Genomic DNA, 18,277 nt, shown 5'->3' with positions numbered 1-18,277 from the left:
TGATTATTGTAACTATCGTCAATAGGTAGGTTGAGCCTGACGCCGCCGTCAAGGACAATTACACTTACCGTCAATAGTGGGGGTGCGGCATGGGACGATCCGGTTTGAGGCTCCGTCCGTCGGCTCGCGGGGCGGACCAGCAGCTCGCCCTGTCCGGCGGTCGCGGACCCACCGTCACGCAGAAGGTCTTCTACAGCCTGGGGCAGGCGGCCCAGTCCGGCGGCTTCGACACCGCGGTCGGGTTCGTGTTCTTCTACTATTCGGTTGTGCTCGGCCTGCCGGGCGCCCTGGTGGGCGCAGCCCTCGCGGTGGGGCTGGCCTCCGACGCGCTCGTCGACCCCCTGATCGGGTCGTGGTCGGACAATATCAAGTCGCGCTTGGGACGACGCCTGCCTCCGATGATCGCGGCGATCCCCTTGACCACGCTCTCGGTCGGACTGCTGTTCTCCCCGCCCCCGGGGCTGAGCGACCCGCTCCTCTTCGCTTGGCTGGCGACCCTGTCGGTGGCGGGCCGCAGCGCGATCTCGATGTTCCACGTCCCCTATGTCGCCCTGGGCGCGGAGCTGAGCGGCGACTACGCCGAGAGGACCAGCATCGTAGTCTATCGGTCCGTAGCGGGGGTGCTCTCCGGGCTTGCGATCACCGCCCTGGGATTCTCGGTTTTCTTCGCCGACGGCGGCCTTCAGCGCGCGGAGGGTTATCCCGGTTTCGGCTGGTCGGCCGCCGCCATCCTCTGCGTCTGCATGAGCGCCTGCTGTCTTGGCCTGCGGCGCTATGCCGGCGCCCTGCCCCAGCCGGAGCAGATCGCCCAGTCCCTGGGCCGCCGCCTCCCGGCCGAGCTGAAGGAGATCTTCGCCAACCCCTCCTTCCGGCTGCTCTTCGTATCCGCCGTGGTGACCTATGTGGCGCAGGGCCTCAACGCGACCCTCAACAGCCACGCCTTCGTCTTCGTCTGGCGCCTGAAGAGCGAGGACATCCAGTTCATAACCTACGCCTTCGTGGCAGGCCTGCTGCTGGGGGTGGGCGGCGCGCCTCGCATCCAGGCGCGGCTTGAGAAGAAGACCGTGGTCCTGATCGGTCTGTCCCTGCTCATCGCCAACTGGCTGGTGGTGCAGGGCTCCTGGCTGCTCGGGCTCTACAGCCCCACCGGGGCTGCCGCCCTGGCGCCGATGCAGCTCAATTCATTCGTGGCCGGGATCGGTCTCGGGTTCGTGAGCGTCGCCTATCCCTCGATGATGGCCGACGCCACCGACGAGCACGAGCACCTGTTCGGCCGGCGCCGGGAGGGTCTCTATTTCGCCGGACTGGCCTTCGCCAACAAGGCCGCCATCGGCGTGGGCGTTCTGCTGGCCGGGATCGCGCTCGATCTCATCGGCTTCCCCGATGACCTTGGGCAGACGCTGGGAGCCCTGCCGCCGCACGATGTCCAGGTCGGCCTTGTCTGGATCTGGGGGCCGCTTCCGGCCATCGTGGCGGTGGCCTCGATGCTGATCTTCGCCTCCTATGGCATCACGCGGGCACGCCACGCCGTCATCGCCGCGGCGCTGCGGAACCGGTCCACGCCGGAGAAGGACGCGCCGACGCTCTAAGCCTTGCGCGTCTCTCGCGAACCGTACTATTGACGTTTATTACAATAATACCGGCGACGGTGGAAAAGGGTGTGATCATGGAAGGATCTCGCGATGGCGCCGCCCCGGCCGGGCTGAACGATCCCGAAACCGCCGCCCTGCGAGCCTATCTGGAGGCCAATACGGGCATCCGCGGCCTGGAGATTCTCGCCCCGGCTGACGCGCGCCACGCCGTCGAGCTTTTCCGTCGCGACGGCTTTGTCGTCATCGCCGACGCGCTGGACACCGCCCAGGTGGAGATCCTCGCCCGAGGCTGCGCGGAGGCGGCTAGCGAGATCCTGGCGCTCGACGAGGGCCGGAAGGGCAATCGGGGATCGCACCGGTATTCGTTCGGGGGCTCAAGCCTCACGCGGAGCCAGCTGCATCGCCCGGAGTGGCAGATGCTGCTCGACATCCCCATCGTCACCGACGTCGTCAGTGCGATCTTCGGGTCGGAGGACTATGTGCTGCGGGCCGCCAGCGGGGACTTCTGCCTGCCGGGCGCCGTCGAGTACCAGCCCCTGCATTCCGATGTCCGCGACTGGACCGGTCCGGCGACACCCTTCAACGCCTTCCACGACCCCTTGGGCCGCTTGAGCATCCGGGACCTGCCGACGCCCTATGTGTGCGTCAACTTCCTGCCCCAGGACGTCACGCGCCTCAACGGTCCCACCCGTCAGATCCCCGGCACCCAGATGTCTCGCACGCCGATCCCCGGGCTCGCCGAGGAGCCGGAATGGATGCGCCTCAGCACGGTCTGCCCCGCCCCGGCCGGCGCGATCATGATCCGCGACGTCCGGGCCTGGCACGGCGGCACGCCGAACGTGTCCGACGCCATCCGGTCCATCCCCAATCTTGAGTTCTACGCGCCGTGGTTCCGGGAGCCGATCGTCCCCGGCATCAGCTATGCCGACGCCCGCAAGCTCTCGGCCCGCGCCCAGCGCATGGTTCGCCACTGCGTCGCAGACTCGAGCGAAACCCTGGTCACCGGCCCCACCCTGCGCGCGCCGTGACCCTTCCGCCCCGGAGCGTCTCATGAAGTACCGTCGGCTCGGCCGTTCCGCGCTCCAGGTAAGCGAGCTTGGCCTTGGCACCATGAACTTCGGCCCGGCCACGTCGGAGAGCGATAGTTTCGCGATCCTGAACGCGGCGATCGAGGCGGGTATCAACCTGATCGACACCGCCGACCAGTATGGCGGCCATCTCGGCGTCGGCGCCACGGAGTCCCTGCTTGGGCGCTGGCTCGCCGAGGACGCCAGCCGCCGTCGACGGATCGTGCTGGCCACGAAGGTCCACGAACCGATGTCGCAGGACGTGAACGACCGCGGCCTGTCGGCCCGCCATATCCAGCGGGCCTGCGACGCCAGCCTGCGGCGGCTGGGCGTCGACCATATCGATCTCTACCAGATGCATCACATCGACCGCAGCGCGCCGATGGAGGAGATCTGGCAGGCGATGGACCGGCTGATCGCCCAGGGCAAGATCACCTATGTGGGGTCCAGCAACTTCCCAGGGTGGGCCATCGCCCGCGCCAACGAGACGGCCGCCGCGCGGCGCGGCCTGGGGCTTGTCTCGGAGCAGAGCCTCTACAACCTTCTCGAGCGCCGCGCCGAGCTCGAGGTGATCCCCGCCTGCGAGGCCTATGGCGTGGGCCTGGTGATCTGGAGTCCCCTTGCGGGGGGCCTGCTCGCGGGCGGCGGCTCCGACCCGGACGGTCGGCGGCGATCGGAGCGTTCGGTCCAGGCCGCGGCTGCCCACGCCGAACAGCTCGCCGCGTTCGGGCGGCTCTGCGACGACCTGGGCCAGACCCGCGGCGCGGTCGCCCTGGCCTGGCTGCTGCAGCGCCCGGGTGTCTCCTCGGCGATCATCGGGCCGCGGCGGCGCGATCAGCTGGACTCGGTGCTCCACGCGCCGGAGCTTCGCCTCGAGGCCGAAACGCTCGCGAGACTCGAGCATATCTTCCCGGGGCCCGGCCCGGCTCCGGAAGCCTATGCCTGGTAGATCAGCGCTTCGGGAGGTCAGGCCATGACAACCTGGCGAAGCGGGACCGTCCGGGTGTCCGACGGCGTCCTGGCCTACTACCGCACCGGAGGCCGCGGCCCGCCGCTGGTCCTGTCGCATGGGCTGACGGACAATGGCCTCTGCTGGCGCCGTCTGGCCTCGGCCCTGGAACGCCAGTTCGACATCGTCATGCTCGACGCGCGCGGGCACGGCGCGAGCACGCGCCTGACCGGGGAAGGGTCATTTGATCCCAGCCGGGACCTTGGCGAGGCGATCGACGCGCTGGGGCTGCAGACACCCGTCGTCATGGGACACTCCGTGGGCGCCTGGGCGACCGCGGCCCACGCGAACAGAAACCCCGGCCGCGTCGCCAAGGTCGTTCTCGAGGACCCGCCGTTCCTGGCTTCGGCCGACGCTCCGACCTCGGAGGCCCGACGCCAGAGATTTCTCGACATGGTGGAGAGATTTCGATCCATGTCGGACGCCGAACTCGAAGCCCTGGGGCAAACGGCCCACCCGGGCTGGGACGCCGAGGATCGCCCCGACTGGGCGGCCGCCAAGCGGCAGGTCGATCCCGCCGCTTTGCCGGAGCTCACGATCTCCTGGCGAGAGCTTGTCGACCGCATCGCGGTTCCGACCCTGCTGGTCTACGGGGAGGCGGAGTTGGGGAGCCTGGTCACGCCGGCCACAGCCAAGGAGGCGATGTCTCTGAACGCCAACATCGAGGCGGTCCAGATCAAGGGCGCGGGCCACAATGTCCGCCGTGAGAACTTTCCGCACTATCTGGAGGCTGTTCGGACATTTCTGGGCCGGCCAACCCAGGGCCTTCGCCGCGGCTAGGCCTTCAGGACGCGGTCGCGGTCGAGGCCGGCCAAACCTCCGGTGATCAGTTCGACGCACAGCTCGGTGGCCGCCTCCACGTCGAGCTGCTTCTCCGCCACCAGCTTTCCGGCCCGATCGGTGACCGCCCACAACATCTCGACGACCACGATCGCGAGCGGCAATGGGAGGTCATAGGCCCGGCGGGTGGCGCGGACAAAAAAGCGCGCGGTGCGGTCACGGTCGGCTCGGTTTTCAGCCTCCATGAGCTTGGCGACCGAGGGATCCGACAGAAGGGCGGCGATCAAGGCCCCGCGGTCGCGGGTCTGCTCGAGATAGAGCCCCGTCGTCTGGCGGATCAGGTCGGCATAGCTCTCCGCCTGAAGGGCGCGGGCCATGCCGCGGTCGCGCAGCTCGGCCTGCTCGCGGGACAACAGGGCGGTCAGCAGCGCATCGCGGGTGGGAAAGTAGTTGTAGACCAACCCCTTGCTGATCCCGACATCGCGCGCCAGGCGCTCCATGTTGACCGCGTAGAGCCCCTCGTCGAGCAATAGGCGCGCCGCCTCGTCCAGGATCTGGTCGCGGCGGGCGCCGGGGGTCAGGCGCGTTCGTTTGCGCGGCGCAGCGGTCGTCATGGCGCTCCGATCTTCCAGGCCGCGAGACCTGCGGGCGGCAGCTCGGGGCCGCCCAGGACGTAGCGGGCGTCGGCCGGCGCCGGCGTCCTGCGGCCTTCCGGCGCGAAGTTGAAGGCGAAAAGCAGATCGCCGCGCCGGCGCAGGCGCACGCCCTCCTCAAGCGCCAGGACGGGCAGATCCGCCTCCAGGGCGACACGGGCGATCACAAGGTCGAGCAGCGCAGCCTCCGGCCAGGTGGCCAGATAATGCCAGGACGAATGCGCCGTCCAGGCCGTCCCGCCGTCCGAGAACGTGGCAAGGGGCGCCAGATCGCTCTCCAGGACTTCGCGCCACAGCCGTCCGGCGAAGGACCGCCCGTAATGCTCAACAACCGGCCCCGCTCCGGGACGAAGACTTTCCACGCGCGTCACCCGCACCGGCAGCCGCGCCTGGAGAGGGCCGGGCGGGAGGTTGGCGGGGATATGGCCCTCCGGAGTCCGCGACCCCGTCCTAGGCCCGAACAGCACGACGGCGCCCGACGCCTCGAGCGCGGCGAGGGTCGCCTCGGACAGCATCGGCAGCGACGGCGCGATCACCAGGGCATAGCCTGAGAGGTCGGCGTCGGGGGGCAGGATGTCGACATCGAGGCCCAGGCGGCGCAGGGCCGAATACATTTCGAAGGCCAGCCGCAGCCAGCGAAAGCCCTGGGCGTGCGGCTGAATGGCGAACTGCCAATCGGCCTCATAGCTGAACAGGAGGGCCACGGCGGCCGGCCCGCAGGGCGCGAGACCGCCCAGCCCGGCCACTTCGCCGGCCACCTCGGCAGCCTCCGCGCCACCCTGGTCCAGCACATTGTCCGGACGGTTCAGGCCGGCATGCATCTGCTCCTGGGCGAAGGGCGCCTGTCGCCAACGGAAATAGGAAACCACCTCGGCCCCGTGGGCGAAGGCTTCCCAGGTCCAGGATCGCACCATGCCTGGCAGGGGCGCGGGATTGTACCGCGCCCAGTTCACCGGCCCCGGCTGCTGCTCCATCACCCACCAGCGGCCGCGACCGACCCCGCGATAGAGGTCGTGATGGAAGGCCGAGATGTCCGGGTGCCCCTGGCGCAGGTAGCCGAGCTTCTCCTCCTCGGAAAACCAGAACTGTTCGAGGAAGCCCAGGGGATAGGAATCCCAGCTCGCGAAGTCCAGGTCCCGGCCCACGGCAAAGTGGTCGAACTCGGTGTAGAAGCCCATGAAATTGTGAGTGATGTCGCGCCCCGGGGACAGCCGGCGCAGGATTTCGGACTGAGCTCGGTTAAATCGCACCACCTCGCTGGAGGCGAACCGGTTGTAGTCCAGCCTGTGGCTGGGATTGGCTTCGGTGACCGTGAGGTTAGGGGGATCCACCTCGCTGAAGTCGCCGTATTCCTGGGACCAGAACACGGTCCCCCAGGCGCGGTTGAGGGCGTCGACCGACTGGTAGCGGCCCGCGAGCCAGTCCCGAAACCCTTGAGCCGCGGCGGCTGAATAGCTGATCGTGGTGTCGTGACAGCCGAACTCGTTGTCGGTCTGCCAGGCGCCCACCCCCGGATGGCGCCCATATCGGGCCCCGACCGCCTCGGTGATGCGAACGCATTCGGCGAGGTACGTCTGGCTCGAGAAGCAGTAGTGGCGTCGGGAGCCGAAGCCCCGCGGCCGGCCCTGGGCGTCCAGCGCCAAAATCTCGGGCTTGGCGTCGACCAGCCATTTGGGCGGCGTCGCCGTGGGCGTGCACATGACGATCCTGAGGCCCGCGGCGGCCAGGGTCTCCACGGCGCGATCCAGCCAGGCCCAGTCGAAACGGCCCGGCTCCGGCTCGATGCGGCTCCAGGCGAACTCCCCGATGCGGACCCAGCTGATGCCGAGCTCGGCCATCCGCCGCGCATCGTCCGCCCACAGATCTTCCGGCCAATGTTCGGGATAGTAGCAGACGCCCAGTTTCATCGTGTGATCCGGTTGAGCTGGAAGACGGCGATTTCGCCGGCGCGCAGGATGGGAGTGGGCAGGCCCGCGTGGGCGATCCACCGGCCGGTGGCCCCAAGGATCTCCCCGCGGACCAGGGCGGGGATCTGCTTCATGGCCGCCTGGGGCCGGAACGGCGGATTGACCAGCCTGACCTCGTAGAGCGCCTCCGGATCCAGGCCCGTCAGCCGCAGCGGCGCAGCGGCGTTGTAGCGTGGCGTTTCGATCTGGGCGAGGCTGGCCAGGGCGCGGCCGTCGCCCGCCACCATGAAGGCGATCGCGCCGGGGTCCGGCGGCGCCTGGCGGATCAGGCGTCCCCCATGGAGGAGCGGGCGTAGCGACTTGTGCAGCGAGATGGCCGCCTTCAAGGCGTCGAGCTCCCGAGCCGGCAGGGCCCGAAGGTCAGCCTCCACCCCCATGTGGCCGAACAGAGCGGTCATCGCGCGCAGGTCCAGACTCGTCGTCCGGGCGGTGGTGTGGCTCGCGGCCGGGCCCACATGCGCCCCCATGACCTCTGGCGGGAAGAAGATCGAGAACGCCCGCTGGATCGCCTGGCGTTCGATGGGATCGTTGCAGTCCGAGGTCCAGATGCGGTCGGTCCGCCGCAGGATCTCATAGTCCGCCCGCCCCCCGCCGGAGGCGCAGGCTTCGATCTCGACGGCGGGATGAGCCGCCCTGAGCCGGTCGATGAGCCGATAGACCCCAAGGGTCTGGGCATGGCTCGCCGGACGGCCGCGGCTGGCCGGATGGGTCAGGTCGCGGTTCATGTCCCACTTGAGGTAGTCGATGGCGTGGCCGGCCAGCAGGTCGTTTATCTGCCCAAAGATCGCTTCGGAGACCTCGGGACGCGTCAGGTCCAGGACATACTGGCCCCGACCCAGGGGCTGGACGCGATCAGGCTCTCCCAGGATCCAGTCTGGATGGTCGCGCAGAAGATCGGAATCGGCGTTGGCCATCTCCGGCTCGACCCAGAGGCCGAAGGTCATCCCCAGACCCCTTACATAGGCGATCAGAGGTCCCAGGCCGTCGGGATACTTGATCGGGTCCGGCGTCCAGTCACCCAGGGCGGCGGTGTCGTCCTCGCGGCCCCGGAACCAGCCGTCGTCAAGCACGAAGCGTTCGGCGCCGGCGCCGGCGGCCGTTTCGGCCAGGGCTTTCAGCTCGGAGAGGTCATGGCGAAAATAGACCGCCTCCCAGGTGTTGAAATGGACAGGCCGAGGCTTGCCGCGCAGCCGCCCGCCCAGGATGCGGTCCCGGACGAAGGGGTGCAGGCGGTCGCTCAACCCGTTCAGGCCGTCGCTCGACCGCGCCGCATAGAGGCTCGGGGTCTCGTAGGAGGCGCCTGGCTCAAGAACCATCTCTCCGGGCCAGAACAGCTCGCCGGCCTGCGCCTGCAGGCGGCCGTCGCGCAGACGTTCCACGAACAGACGGTGATCTCCGCTCCAGGCCAGGTGGAGCCCAAGGACCTCGCCGTGGCTGTCGCCGAACCCGGCCTCCCCCGCGATCAGGAAGGGCGGGGCGTGGTGCGAGGTCCGGCCGGTCCGCGCCTCGGAGGACCAGAGCCCTGGGCCAGGGCGAAACCGATGGGCGTCGAACTCCCGCGCCCACCGCCCGCCGAAGGCCATGACCTCCCCGTCCATCAGCTCCAGCGCCGCGCAACTCACCCAGTCCAGGTGCAGCGGCTCGACGCCCAGATTGCGGATCCGGCTTCGGAACCCGGCCACGCCCGTGGCCGGATCGAGTTCTATGGACAGGACCGCCTCCACACCGGCCCGCGCGTCGGCCAGCACGAGCTCCACCCCCTCGGGCGTTGTCCGGGTCCCGCTGTGAGCGAGCTGGGTGACGAAGCTGCCTGACGCTCGCCAGGCCCGCAGCGCGGGCGCGCCTGTGAACCCCACTCCGGACTCCGGAAAGAGGTCGAAGGCCTCGCCGGCGTCGAGCATCCCATGGGCTCCGGCCCGCTCCAGCAGCCGAGGATCCAGGAGCGTCGATCTCCCGCCCGCCAGCGCCGGGCCCCAGTAGTCCAGATGGGGCCGCCCCGCCCGGACACCGATCACCAGGGTGTCTCCGCCGCCGCCCAGCGTTTCCTGCGCGCCCATCTACGCCGCCTGGGCCGGCTTGGCCTGCAAGCCCAGCGCCCGCGACGCATGGCGGCCGAACAGCCAATAATTCACGGCCAGGCCCGGCGCGAGGCAGGCGATGAGGTTGACCAACATCAGGTGGATGTCGGGGATCGGGGTCCAGAGGAAGGTGAAGCCGCCGTACAGCGTCACCCCGAAAACCACAGCCGCCATCGCCGCGCGCGCGTCCACATTGCGGAAGGCCAGGCCCATCAGCAGGGTCAGCAGCGCCAAGACGCCCCACGGCCTGGTGTTCGACGTCATCCCCGCCTCGCCCCCTATGTCGCGACGCTCCAGGGCGTCTTGCATAGCAACCGGCCTGCCTAGGTCCAGATGACCGATGACGCTTTCAGCAGCCGGCTCATCATGATCAGTCGCGCCACCGGACGCCCGTCGGAAGCTTCGCGCAAGGTGCTCTCATACCAGGCCACCTCGGTCTTCGGGGATTCCCCCAGGGCCAGGATCCGCCCGTCGGCCAGGTAATCTCGATCGAGAAAGATCGGGCCATCCAGGAATTCGAGCTCGATCGCCCCGAACAGGCCCACAAAGCCGCTGGCCCGGAAGAGCGGCGCCTCGACGACCCGCAGCGCGTCGATCGCCACTGCCGGGGCTGCGACCAGGCCTCCGAACAGGCTGGCGTCGCGATACTCCGGAAGGCTTTCGGTGACGCCCTCCAGGCGTCGGAGCGAAGTGGGTCCGTCCAGGCGGCTTGGAACATCGTTGACGCTGTCGCCCACACTTGCCGTCTTGAGGATCCGCAGGTCCGCGGCTGGGCGTTGCTGCGCCAGGCGCCGCCGCAGGGCCGAGTCTCCATCCTCGCCTCCCGCCCAACAGGTGCCCTCGCTGACGCGAACGCCTTCCGGGGTGGTCATCCAGGCGGCGGCCCGCAACACGCCGGGCGCGGCGGGTTCAGCAGGCCCGACGAAGGCCTGCACGGGGTCGCCGTCGGTCGTCGCGTTCAGAAAGTGAAGCGATAGGCCGCCCCGTGTCCGCCAGCCTTCGCCAAAGCGCGCCAGCATCAGCGGGGGAAACTGTTCGAAGTGAATGTTGCCGGCCACCGTGCCGCCCTGGAAGCCCAACGCCCTGGCCGTCTCGTCGTCATGGATCGATCCCACGGCATCGCGGGAGAAATTGACCGGGCGGCGGACAGGTCCCGCCAGAACGCCATCCTGCTCGACGGCGATGAAAGCCTCGCTCACCCGACGATCCTCCTTGACCCAGACGCCGGAGCGCCCTTATTGACGGATCGTATAATAGAACGCAGCGGGCTGTCCATGGACCTTAGCCTTTCGGACTCCGAGATCGATTTTCGAACCGAGGTGCGCGAGCTGATCACCGCCGCCTTCCCCCCGCCCGAGCGCTACGACGGCGGAGCCGACCACGAGCGTCGCTGGCATGGCGCGCTGATCGACAAGGGCTGGGCCGCCAACAAATGGCCCGAGGCCTTCGGAGGGCCCGGCTGGACAGCGACGCAGAACTTCATCTGGGAACGGGAGGTCAGCGCCGCAGGGCTGCCGGCGCAGGTGGGCGGCATGGGAATCGGGATGCTGGCCCCGATCCTGTTCGCCTACGGATCGCCCTGGCAGCAGGACCGCTTCCTGCCCGACATCCTTCATGACCGCGTACGCTGGTGCCAGGGCTACTCCGAACCCGGCGCGGGCTCCGATCTCGCCGCGCTGCGCACCCGGGCGGTCCTCGACGGCGATGACTATGTCGTCGACGGCGAGAAGGTCTGGACGAGCGGCGCGCACCGCGCAGACTGGATGTTCTGCCTCACCCGCACCTCCGATGAGCCGAAAAAGCAGGCTGGCATAACCTTCCTGCTCCTCGACATGCATGCGCCTGGCGTCACGGTGCGGCCCATCATTTCGATCGACGGGCGACACATGTTTAACAGCGTGACCTTCGAGGGCGTTCGCGTGCCCGTGGCGCATCGCGTGGGCCGCGAGGGCGAGGGTTGGACTGTGGCGAAAGGTCTCCTGTCGCACGAGCGGACCGGTCAGGCCTTCGTGTCCCTGTCCACGGACCTGGTTCGCCGCATTGGCGAGGTCGCCGCTGGCCTGCCCGGTTCCGAGGGCGACACGCTGCTGAAGGATGGGGGTTTCGCCCGCCGCCTCTCGATGGCCGAGATCGAGCTGCAGGCCCTCGCGGTCACCGAGCTCCGGACCCTGTCGGAGGTCGCCGCCGGGGGCGCGCCGGGGGCGCAGTCCTCACTGCTGAAGCTTGTGGGAACCGACATTGTCCAGCGCATGACGGAGTTCTTCGTCGAGTGCGCCGGGCCCTATGCCGCGCCGTGGTTTCCGGAGACCGAGGGCCCTCCGTTCCCTGTGGTCGGACCGCCGTGGGCGCGCCCTGAAGTGGTCCGTTACCTGGAAGGGCGAGCCGCCAGCATCGCCGGCGGATCGGACGAAGTTCAACGGAACATCATCGCAAAGCACGTTCTGAAACTGTGAGGTCGCCTCTGCGGCGTTTCGCGCCCATTGGCGCGACCTGTGCTCAAGGCCGTCCACGGGCCAACGGCATCGGCGTCTTGAGAGCATTACGAAGTGTCAGGCCCCGAGGCTTGGTCGCCGACCAGGATTCGCCGCTGGATCTCCGGCGCCATCAGCGCCAGCCGGGAGACCTGACGATCATGTTGAGTGGTCGGCGCTGACGCCGCCGCCAGATCCCCGGGGCTCGAGAAAGGCGAGGCCTTCAGCTCGAACAAGTCATCGGTCAGAAGCTTCGGCACATCATCCTCCGTCGATCACTGCAGCTAGGCACATGATACTTCAGATATTGGGATGGATGTGGGCCGCATCGTTTTCAATAAACATTGGCATCTATACGTTATTTGCTGTAAGTATAGTCGGGCATTTGGCTTTGATACCTGCTGCGGCAATAACAGTCGGAACATACACGGCAGCGGAATATAAACCTGCGTTGTTTGCATTTGCATCGGCGCGTAGGTCCGACGGGGAGGATGAATAGAATTCGTCGGGTACGGGCTTTGGCGGCTTGAATTGCGCCGGCGAGAACCTGTCACAAGGTCTTCGCCTCATTCGCCATCGGCCGGCGCATACCGCACCAGAATACGCCACAAGAGCCAGCGGCGTGCGGACGGCTTTCAAGGCAGAAGGATGATCATGAGACGAAGGATATTGGGCGCAGTACTGAGCGTCACCCTCATTGGAACGGATGCGATGGCCGTCGAAGAACCAGCCTTTAAGGCCGTCCTCCGCGAGGGCGCCTTCGAAGTCCGAGACTATCCGGCCCTGGTGGTTGCGGAGGTGACCGTCAGCGGAGACCAGAAAGAGGCGGCCGGCAAAGGCTTCCGCCTACTTGCCGGCTACATATTTGGTGGCAACAAACGTCGTCAGAGCATCGCTATGACGGCGCCGGTGGCCCAGGCTCCCACCAGCGAGAAGATCGCCATGACCGCTCCTGTCACCCAGACCCAGAGCTCTGGCGAATGGGTCGTGCGGTTTACCATGCCACGAGCTTATTCAATCGAAACGCTGCCAGAGCCAAACGATCCCAAGGTGCATCTGCGCATGGTCCCGCCAGTCCGCTTTGCGGTGCTGAAATTCTCTGGCCTGGCGCGCAAGGACGATGTCGCGGCAAAAACCGCCGAGCTCGAAAAACTCGCCGGAACGCACCATCTGCGCGCGCTCGGTCCGGCGTCGCTGGCTCAGTACGACCCCCCGTGGACCCTCTGGTTCATGCGGCGCAATGAAGTGATGATCCCCGTCGCGCCTTGATTGCAGCCGCATCGGGGCAGAGCATTTGGCTCAGGGATTGCAGCCCTCACAGTGCTCGGCATCTGAGGTCGTGGCGTCTGTTGCGAAACCGCCCAGTTCCCGCCCCTGCGCTGGCCACCGGCCACATGGTGTTGAATACCGTGCTGCCAGAGCGCTACTCGACCGGGACCTTGCTCCAGTTTATTCCGGTGACGCATCACATAATGATTGGTTATGGAATGCCAAACCGGCTGGTGAACCTCGACCTTGAGTTGCTGCGCGCCTTCGTCGCCGTGGTGGAGACCGGCAGCTTCACCAGGGCTGCAGGGCTGCTGGGGCGGACGCAACCGGCGATTAGCCTGCAGATCCGGCGTCTGGAAGACCAACTCCGTGCGCCCTTGATCGACCGGGCTGGCAAGGCCGTCAGCTTGACCATAGAAGGCGCGGGGCTGCTGCCCCAGGCTCGGCGACTGCTCAGAGTGAATGATGAGATCGTCGCCAGCCTCGGCGAGGGCGACCTCGAGGGCGAGGTGAGGTTCGGCGCGCCCGAGGACATCGCGACGCTGCATCTGCCCGCCATCCTGGGCGGCTTCGCACGCAGTCATCCGCGCATCACCCTCGCGGTCACGGCCGACTACACGGCGAACCTTTTGGATCAACTTTCTCGAGGCCTGCTCGATCTCGCGCTCATCAAACGCGAGCCGATCGGTCCAGAGCTGGGGGTTCGCGTCTGGCGTGAACCCCTGGTGTGGGTGGCCAGGGACGTCGCAGTCCTTGAGGCGCCTCCCGTGCCGCTGATCATCGCGCCGGCGCCAGACATTTATCGCAAGCGGGCTCTGGCGGCCTTGCAGCACGCGGACATTCCCTTCCGCGCCGCATTCACGTCGCCCAGCCTGGCCGGACAGATGGCGGCGCTGCGGGCCGGCCTTGGCGTCGGCGTGTTGCCGCTCGCCATGGCGCCGCGCGACTTGGTCATCATGGGCGACCCGCTGCCGAAGCTTGCCGACAGCGAGATCGCCCTTGTCACCGCGCGGGGCGCGGCCGACGGCCCGGCCAAGCTGTTGGCGCAGGAAGTGCTGCGCGCCCTTGAGCGCGGCGCGACGAGCGCCTAGCAGCGCTTGGGCCAAGGCCGCGGATTCGGATGCTGCCCCGCGCCGTCTCAATATGATTGTCGGCGTTCCATAACCGACCCTTATGAGCTTGATAGTGATTTCTCATTGGCGATCAGGGGTCGGTTTCGCCACCCTCCTCATGCGGCCCGGGCCCCTCTGACGATCATCGTGATCGTGATGTCGGATCGCATCGGGTGCGCTCGATGATGGGGTCCGGTTCTATTCCCCTCGAACACCGACGCCTCAGCGTCGAGCGCGCCCTCCTCGACATGGAGTGGCCTCATGATGCCCATCATATTCTCGCGCCTGCGTCGCCTGATCCTGCTGCTGGCCGCGGCGCTCACACCCGGGAAGGTCAGGCGCAAGCGCCGCGCGATCCGTCGCGCACGGCCAGGCGCGCCTTCCGCCATGTGGCCGTCGGCCACCAAGGCGCGCCCGAGTCTCCAACGGGCGAGCTGGGTCGGCGCCCTCGCCCTTCAACCCATCAAGTCGCGCAAGCGATAGCCGACATTCCGTCCCGACCCGTGGCTCGCCACGGGCCCAAGGAGACTTCAATGAACCGTGTCACGCATAAGCGCCGCAATCCTCCGACAGTCGCACCGGCCGACGTCTGGACTCCTGGCGATCTGGTCGAGATGGACGCGCTCATCGCGGCCTGCGCTCTCGTGGCCCAGGCCGACGGCTGGGTCACGCCGGATGAACGCCAGAGCATGGTGGAACGTCTGCGCACGACGCCGGCGGTCGCCCTGTTCGGGATTCCAGAGGTGCTGGCAGGCTTCGAGACCTTGAACGGACGCTTCGATCGCGACCTCGACGATGGCGTGGCGGCCGCCGAGGCGGCTGTTCGGCGCCTGGCCGGACGGGCCGGCCCCGCCCGGCTGCTGGTGCAGACTGCTTGCGCCATCGCCGAAGCCGACGGTGGCTTCGACGCTGAAGAACGCGATGTCATCCTGCGACTCTGCGACCTGCTGGATCTCGCGCCCGCCAGGTTCGAAATCGTGGCGGAACAGGGTCGCGGCCGATGAGATTTTCTCCCGCGCTCGTCGCACCCTGGACGACTGCGCTCTCCGCCAGGCTTCCCCAGACCGTCGGCCAAGCCGGAGGTCATCGGAGCGGCTCGACCGACCGTCCGGTCGCGGCCGCCACCGCCGTTCAAGGCCACGTGACGCTGCGACGCGTCAGCCCCCACACCTTTGACATCCGCGTCTAATCCTGACGCACCCCGGAGCCTCCATGGACTTTCTGACGCAAGACTTCTTATCGAAACCGATCTGGATGTGGGCGAGCTTCCTTGCCCTCGTCGTCGTCCTGCTGGTGCTCGACCTGGGGGTCCTGCATCGCAAGCACCGAGACATCGGCGTGCGTGAAAGCCTGCTCCTGTCCCTGGGCTACCTGAGCCTGGGCGTCGGCTTCGGGGGATGGGTGTGGTTCACGCTCGGCGCTCAGTCTGGGATTGAGTACCTCACCGGGTTCGTGGTCGAGAAGAGCTTGGCGATGGACAACGTTTTCGTCATCGCCATGATCTTCGGATACTTCGCCATCCCTCAGAAGTATCAGCATCGGGTGCTGTTCTGGGGCATCCTGGGCGTCATTGTTTTGCGCGCCATCATGATCGCCGGCGGCGCGGCGCTCGTCGCGGAGTTCTCCTGGATCCTCTACGTCTTCGCGGCCTTCCTGATCCTGACGGGCGTCAAGATGCTCGCCATGGCCGACAAGTCCCATAGCCTGGCCGATAATCCTCTTCTGCGCCTCCTGAGGCGCAGGCTGCGGGTGACCGACGAACTGCACGGGGAACGCTTCTTCGTGAGACTCCCCGATGAAAAGACCGGCCGTTTGGCGACTTATGTGACGCCCGTGTTCATGGCCCTGCTGCTTATTGAGGTCGCAGACGTCATATTCGCGGTGGACTCGGTGCCGGCGATCTTCGCCATCACCACGGACCCCTACATCATCTACACCTCCAATATCTTCGCGATCCTCGGCCTGCGCGCACTCTACTTCGCCCTCGCCGCCATCATTCACCGCTTCGCCTACCTGAAGCAGGCGTTGGCCGTGCTGCTGATCTTCATCGGATCGAAGATCTTCGTCGCCGACCTCGTGGGATGGGAGAAGTTTCCGGCCGCGGTGTCGCTCGCCGTCACGTTCGCCATCCTCGCCGGTGGGATCGCCTGGTCACTCTGGCGAACCCGCCCGGAGCTCCCCGAGACAGTCCCCCCCACAGCTCAATCCCAGCCTTGAAGTGAGCTTCCATGGAGAAGTTGAATCCGACCCTGGACCACGCCCTGCCCAACATGGCGATCGACGCCGGGCTGCGTGAGTTCATGCTCGCGGCCTCAGTCGGACGCGACGCAAGCGAAGACCTCACCCAGGAGGCCTTCTTGCGGGTTGTGGCGTCCCAGACACCCTTGGGGAGGCGCGACACCCCAAAATCCTCCTGCTTACGGTGGCCAACAATCTCGTCCGGGACGAGTATCGCCATCGAGACACACTCATTTTGAATCGCTTCGGCGGCCTGAGCTATCAGCAGATCGCCGTTCACTTCGGCATCACAGCAAAGACTGTCGAATACCGGATGTCTCGCGCCCTCGCCCTTTTGCCAGGCAGCGCTCCGAGACTAGCTGACAACTGACGATGACCGTGCCGCAGGCAGATTCCGTCGTTCACCAGAGCGAACTTGGGAGGGCGTCCTCGCAGGGAGAGCGGTTGGGATCCACGAGGATGGTCTTCAGCATCTCGGCGACCTTTCCGCCGTAGGCGTCGGCCTCCGCCCGCGTCGCGACGCTGCGCTTCATCGCAGCCGCGGCGCAGGCGGTCCAGGTCTGGGCGTCGTCCGGGTCGGTCTTGGATAGCGCGGCATACTTCTCCGCGATGGCGCGATCCGGACCAACAGCGGGTGGTCCGGGGCCGCCCACGCGGCTGAGGCTCGTCGGCGCTCTGTCCGGGCGCAGCGGTTGGAACGCCTCGATCATCGTGGCGCTCACCACCCTCAGGCCAAAGGTGGTCCCAGTGTTCGGGTTGAAGAAATGGTAGGTCCCGTCCGGCTGGCGGACGTATTGCGAGCGCTTGTTGGGCTCTACCACCACCAAGCTGTCGCCCTCGCCCGCGACGCTGATCGAATAGCCGCCGCCATCGATCGCGTAGACGCCGTCGTTGAAGCCGCGCGGCGCCGGCGAGGCCGCCATGTCCACCGCCTGGGTGAGTTCGGCGAGCCTCGCCCGCGCCGCCGCGACCATCTGGGTCCGCGGCGCGGCGTCCTCCGATGGCGGATCGGCCGACGCGCCACCCAGGGCGGCAATGCTCTGGGCCAGGCGGTCCAGGCCATCGTCGTCCTTCGTGACCGGCGCCTGCGCTGCCGGTGGCGCAGGCCGTCCCGCACGATCCGCCGCGAGCAGCGCCACGCGCTCGGCGAGCCGCCGGGCCTCGTCACGGGAGACCTCCGCATCGCGCCCGGCATAGTTCTGAGGCCACGGAGCCGGGAAGGTGACGTAGCTGAGCGTCTCCATCAGATGCTGCCACATATCGACGGCCGACCAGACCTCGTCGCCGTTCGGGAAGGTGTGCTGCAGGAGGTGTTTCTCGAACTCGGCCTTCGACCCCACCTTGACCGTCTGGCCCCGGCAGCTCAACGGCTCGGCCTGCCGCCGCGCCATAGCCTTGAACGTGGTGATGGCGCCCCGCGTGAGGGTGAACTCGCCGGCGAACTGGACCTCGTCCTCGGGGTAGCCGTCTCTCAGACGGAAGCCCAGCCGCAGCTCCTCGCCACAGAGGAAATAGCGGGTGTCCAGTTGCACGAAGGTGTTCGGCGCCGGCAGCAGCACCGTGGCCAGCCGCGGCAGCACGGCGGCAACTTCCGCCGGAAGGGTCGGGTCGCTCTTGCGCGGGACATAGGCGGCCGCTGTGGCGACCGGTGTGGCGTCGACAACCTTCGGAACATAGGTCCGGGAGCCAAGGGGCGCGGCGGCGCCCCTGACCTGGGCTTCCCACGCCGCCCGCCGGGCCTCGTAGACCGCCTTCTCGCGGCGATAGGCCTCGTCGGCCGCCCGTGACCTCGCGACGTCCGCCAGGTAGGCCGCCTGCTTGTCCTGGAACGCCTTGAGCTCGGCCTCGTTGGCCGTCCGGGCCGTCGCGTTTCGCTCGTCCACCGCCCTGGACCGCGCGAGGGTGTCGGAATTCAGGAGCGCGGCGTCGGCCTCCGACGCCGGCTCGCCCGCCGGAGCGATCTGGGCCGCGGCAGGAATGGACAGCGCGAGCAGGACAAACCCCATCGCGCTGAAAAGCCACTTACGATGCATCCACGCCC

The 18,277-nt window shown here is 67.6% G+C and carries 18 protein-coding genes; 11 read left to right on the top strand and 7 right to left on the bottom strand.

From position 1 onward, the window contains the following. Nucleotides 1-104: 104 nt before the first annotated feature. The 4 genes from M9M90_RS04975 to M9M90_RS04960 all read left to right on the top strand — a co-directional run bounded on the left by M9M90_RS04975 (nucleotide 105) and on the right by M9M90_RS04960 (nucleotide 4,448). Nucleotides 105-1,589 (top strand): MFS transporter, encoded by a 1,485-nt coding sequence (locus M9M90_RS04975; protein ID WP_254836065.1) that lies wholly within the window; start codon nucleotides 105-107, stop codon nucleotides 1,587-1,589. A gap of 77 nt (nucleotides 1,590-1,666) precedes the next feature. Continuing rightward, the gene (locus tag M9M90_RS04970) at nucleotides 1,667-2,620 is read left to right on the top strand and encodes a phytanoyl-CoA dioxygenase family protein (RefSeq protein WP_254836064.1); all 954 of its coding nucleotides are present in this window, start codon (nucleotides 1,667-1,669) and stop codon (nucleotides 2,618-2,620) included. 22 nt (nucleotides 2,621-2,642) lie between these two features. Further along, a complete protein-coding gene (locus M9M90_RS04965; protein WP_254836063.1) occupies nucleotides 2,643-3,608 on the top strand; it encodes an aldo/keto reductase in 966 nt (321 codons plus the stop codon). 24 nt (nucleotides 3,609-3,632) lie between these two features. Further along, nucleotides 3,633-4,448, top strand: a complete 816-nt coding sequence (locus tag M9M90_RS04960) for an alpha/beta fold hydrolase (protein ID WP_254836062.1) — start codon at nucleotides 3,633-3,635, stop codon at nucleotides 4,446-4,448. Here M9M90_RS04960 and M9M90_RS04955 read toward each other — a convergent pair. Genes M9M90_RS04955 through M9M90_RS04935 form a run of 5 tightly spaced genes read right to left on the bottom strand, consistent with a single transcriptional unit; the run spans nucleotide 4,445 to nucleotide 10,345 of the window. Further along, entirely contained in the window at nucleotides 4,445-5,062 is a 618-nt protein-coding gene (locus M9M90_RS04955; protein ID WP_254836061.1) for a TetR/AcrR family transcriptional regulator, read from the bottom strand. The two genes, M9M90_RS04960 and M9M90_RS04955, sit on opposite strands and share 4 nt — an antisense overlap. Beyond that, nucleotides 5,059-7,008 (bottom strand): beta-galactosidase, encoded by a 1,950-nt coding sequence (locus M9M90_RS04950; RefSeq protein WP_254836060.1) that lies wholly within the window; start codon nucleotides 7,006-7,008, stop codon nucleotides 5,059-5,061. The genes M9M90_RS04955 and M9M90_RS04950 overlap by 4 nt, the downstream gene beginning before the upstream one ends. Next, complete coding sequence (locus tag M9M90_RS04945; protein WP_254836059.1) at nucleotides 7,005-9,125, bottom strand: alpha-galactosidase; 2,121 nt, start codon at nucleotides 9,123-9,125, stop codon at nucleotides 7,005-7,007. The genes M9M90_RS04950 and M9M90_RS04945 overlap by 4 nt, the downstream gene beginning before the upstream one ends. Then, nucleotides 9,126-9,410, bottom strand: coding sequence for a hypothetical protein (locus M9M90_RS04940; protein WP_254836058.1), 285 nt, complete (start codon nucleotides 9,408-9,410; stop codon nucleotides 9,126-9,128). It lies immediately after the preceding gene. Between the two features lie 59 nt (nucleotides 9,411-9,469). Continuing rightward, nucleotides 9,470-10,345 carry a hypothetical protein gene (locus M9M90_RS04935; RefSeq protein WP_254836057.1) on the bottom strand — a complete coding sequence of 292 codons (876 nt, stop codon included), beginning with the start codon at nucleotides 10,343-10,345 and terminating at the stop codon, nucleotides 9,470-9,472. Nucleotides 10,346-10,420: 75 nt separating this feature from the next. Between M9M90_RS04935 and M9M90_RS04930 the strand changes: the two genes are divergently transcribed. Continuing rightward, nucleotides 10,421-11,599, top strand: a complete 1,179-nt coding sequence (locus M9M90_RS04930) for an acyl-CoA dehydrogenase family protein (protein ID WP_254836056.1) — start codon at nucleotides 10,421-10,423, stop codon at nucleotides 11,597-11,599. A gap of 86 nt (nucleotides 11,600-11,685) precedes the next feature. Here the strand turns inward: M9M90_RS04930 and M9M90_RS04925 are convergent, their stop codons facing one another. Then, nucleotides 11,686-11,877 carry a hypothetical protein gene (locus M9M90_RS04925; protein ID WP_254836055.1) on the bottom strand — a complete coding sequence of 64 codons (192 nt, stop codon included), beginning with the start codon at nucleotides 11,875-11,877 and terminating at the stop codon, nucleotides 11,686-11,688. A gap of 388 nt (nucleotides 11,878-12,265) precedes the next feature. Here M9M90_RS04925 and M9M90_RS04920 point away from each other — a divergent pair, with 388 nt between their 5' ends. From M9M90_RS04920 to M9M90_RS21260, 6 genes are all read left to right on the top strand, one after another. Next, nucleotides 12,266-12,886, top strand: a complete 621-nt coding sequence (locus tag M9M90_RS04920) for a heme-binding protein (protein ID WP_371876898.1) — start codon at nucleotides 12,266-12,268, stop codon at nucleotides 12,884-12,886. 125 nt (nucleotides 12,887-13,011) lie between these two features. Next, complete coding sequence (locus tag M9M90_RS04915) at nucleotides 13,012-13,977, top strand: LysR substrate-binding domain-containing protein (protein ID WP_254836053.1); 966 nt, start codon at nucleotides 13,012-13,014, stop codon at nucleotides 13,975-13,977. 282 nt (nucleotides 13,978-14,259) lie between these two features. Further along, nucleotides 14,260-14,481, top strand: a complete 222-nt coding sequence (locus M9M90_RS04910) for a hypothetical protein (protein WP_254836052.1) — start codon at nucleotides 14,260-14,262, stop codon at nucleotides 14,479-14,481. Between the two features lie 50 nt (nucleotides 14,482-14,531). Next, nucleotides 14,532-15,002: a tellurite resistance TerB family protein gene (locus M9M90_RS04905; protein ID WP_254836051.1), complete on the top strand. Its 471-nt coding sequence runs from the start codon at nucleotides 14,532-14,534 to the stop codon at nucleotides 15,000-15,002. Between the two features lie 208 nt (nucleotides 15,003-15,210). Continuing rightward, the gene (locus M9M90_RS04900) at nucleotides 15,211-16,215 is read left to right on the top strand and encodes a TerC family protein (protein ID WP_254836050.1); all 1,005 of its coding nucleotides are present in this window, start codon (nucleotides 15,211-15,213) and stop codon (nucleotides 16,213-16,215) included. 205 nt (nucleotides 16,216-16,420) lie between these two features. Continuing rightward, nucleotides 16,421-16,606: an RNA polymerase sigma factor gene (locus M9M90_RS21260; protein WP_371876897.1), complete on the top strand. Its 186-nt coding sequence runs from the start codon at nucleotides 16,421-16,423 to the stop codon at nucleotides 16,604-16,606. Between the two features lie 31 nt (nucleotides 16,607-16,637). On the opposite strand, the gene M9M90_RS04895 is transcribed toward M9M90_RS21260, so the two are convergent. Then, nucleotides 16,638-18,269: a hypothetical protein gene (locus M9M90_RS04895; RefSeq protein WP_254836049.1), complete on the bottom strand. Its 1,632-nt coding sequence runs from the start codon at nucleotides 18,267-18,269 to the stop codon at nucleotides 16,638-16,640. Between the last annotated feature and the right edge of the window lie 8 nt (nucleotides 18,270-18,277).

The sequence above is a fragment of the Phenylobacterium sp. LH3H17 genome (genome assembly GCF_024298925.1).
Lineage (GTDB): Bacteria > Pseudomonadota > Alphaproteobacteria > Caulobacterales > Caulobacteraceae > Phenylobacterium.
Note: the sequence above shows the minus strand (reverse complement) of the source record. Positions and strands in the feature narration are given on the sequence as shown.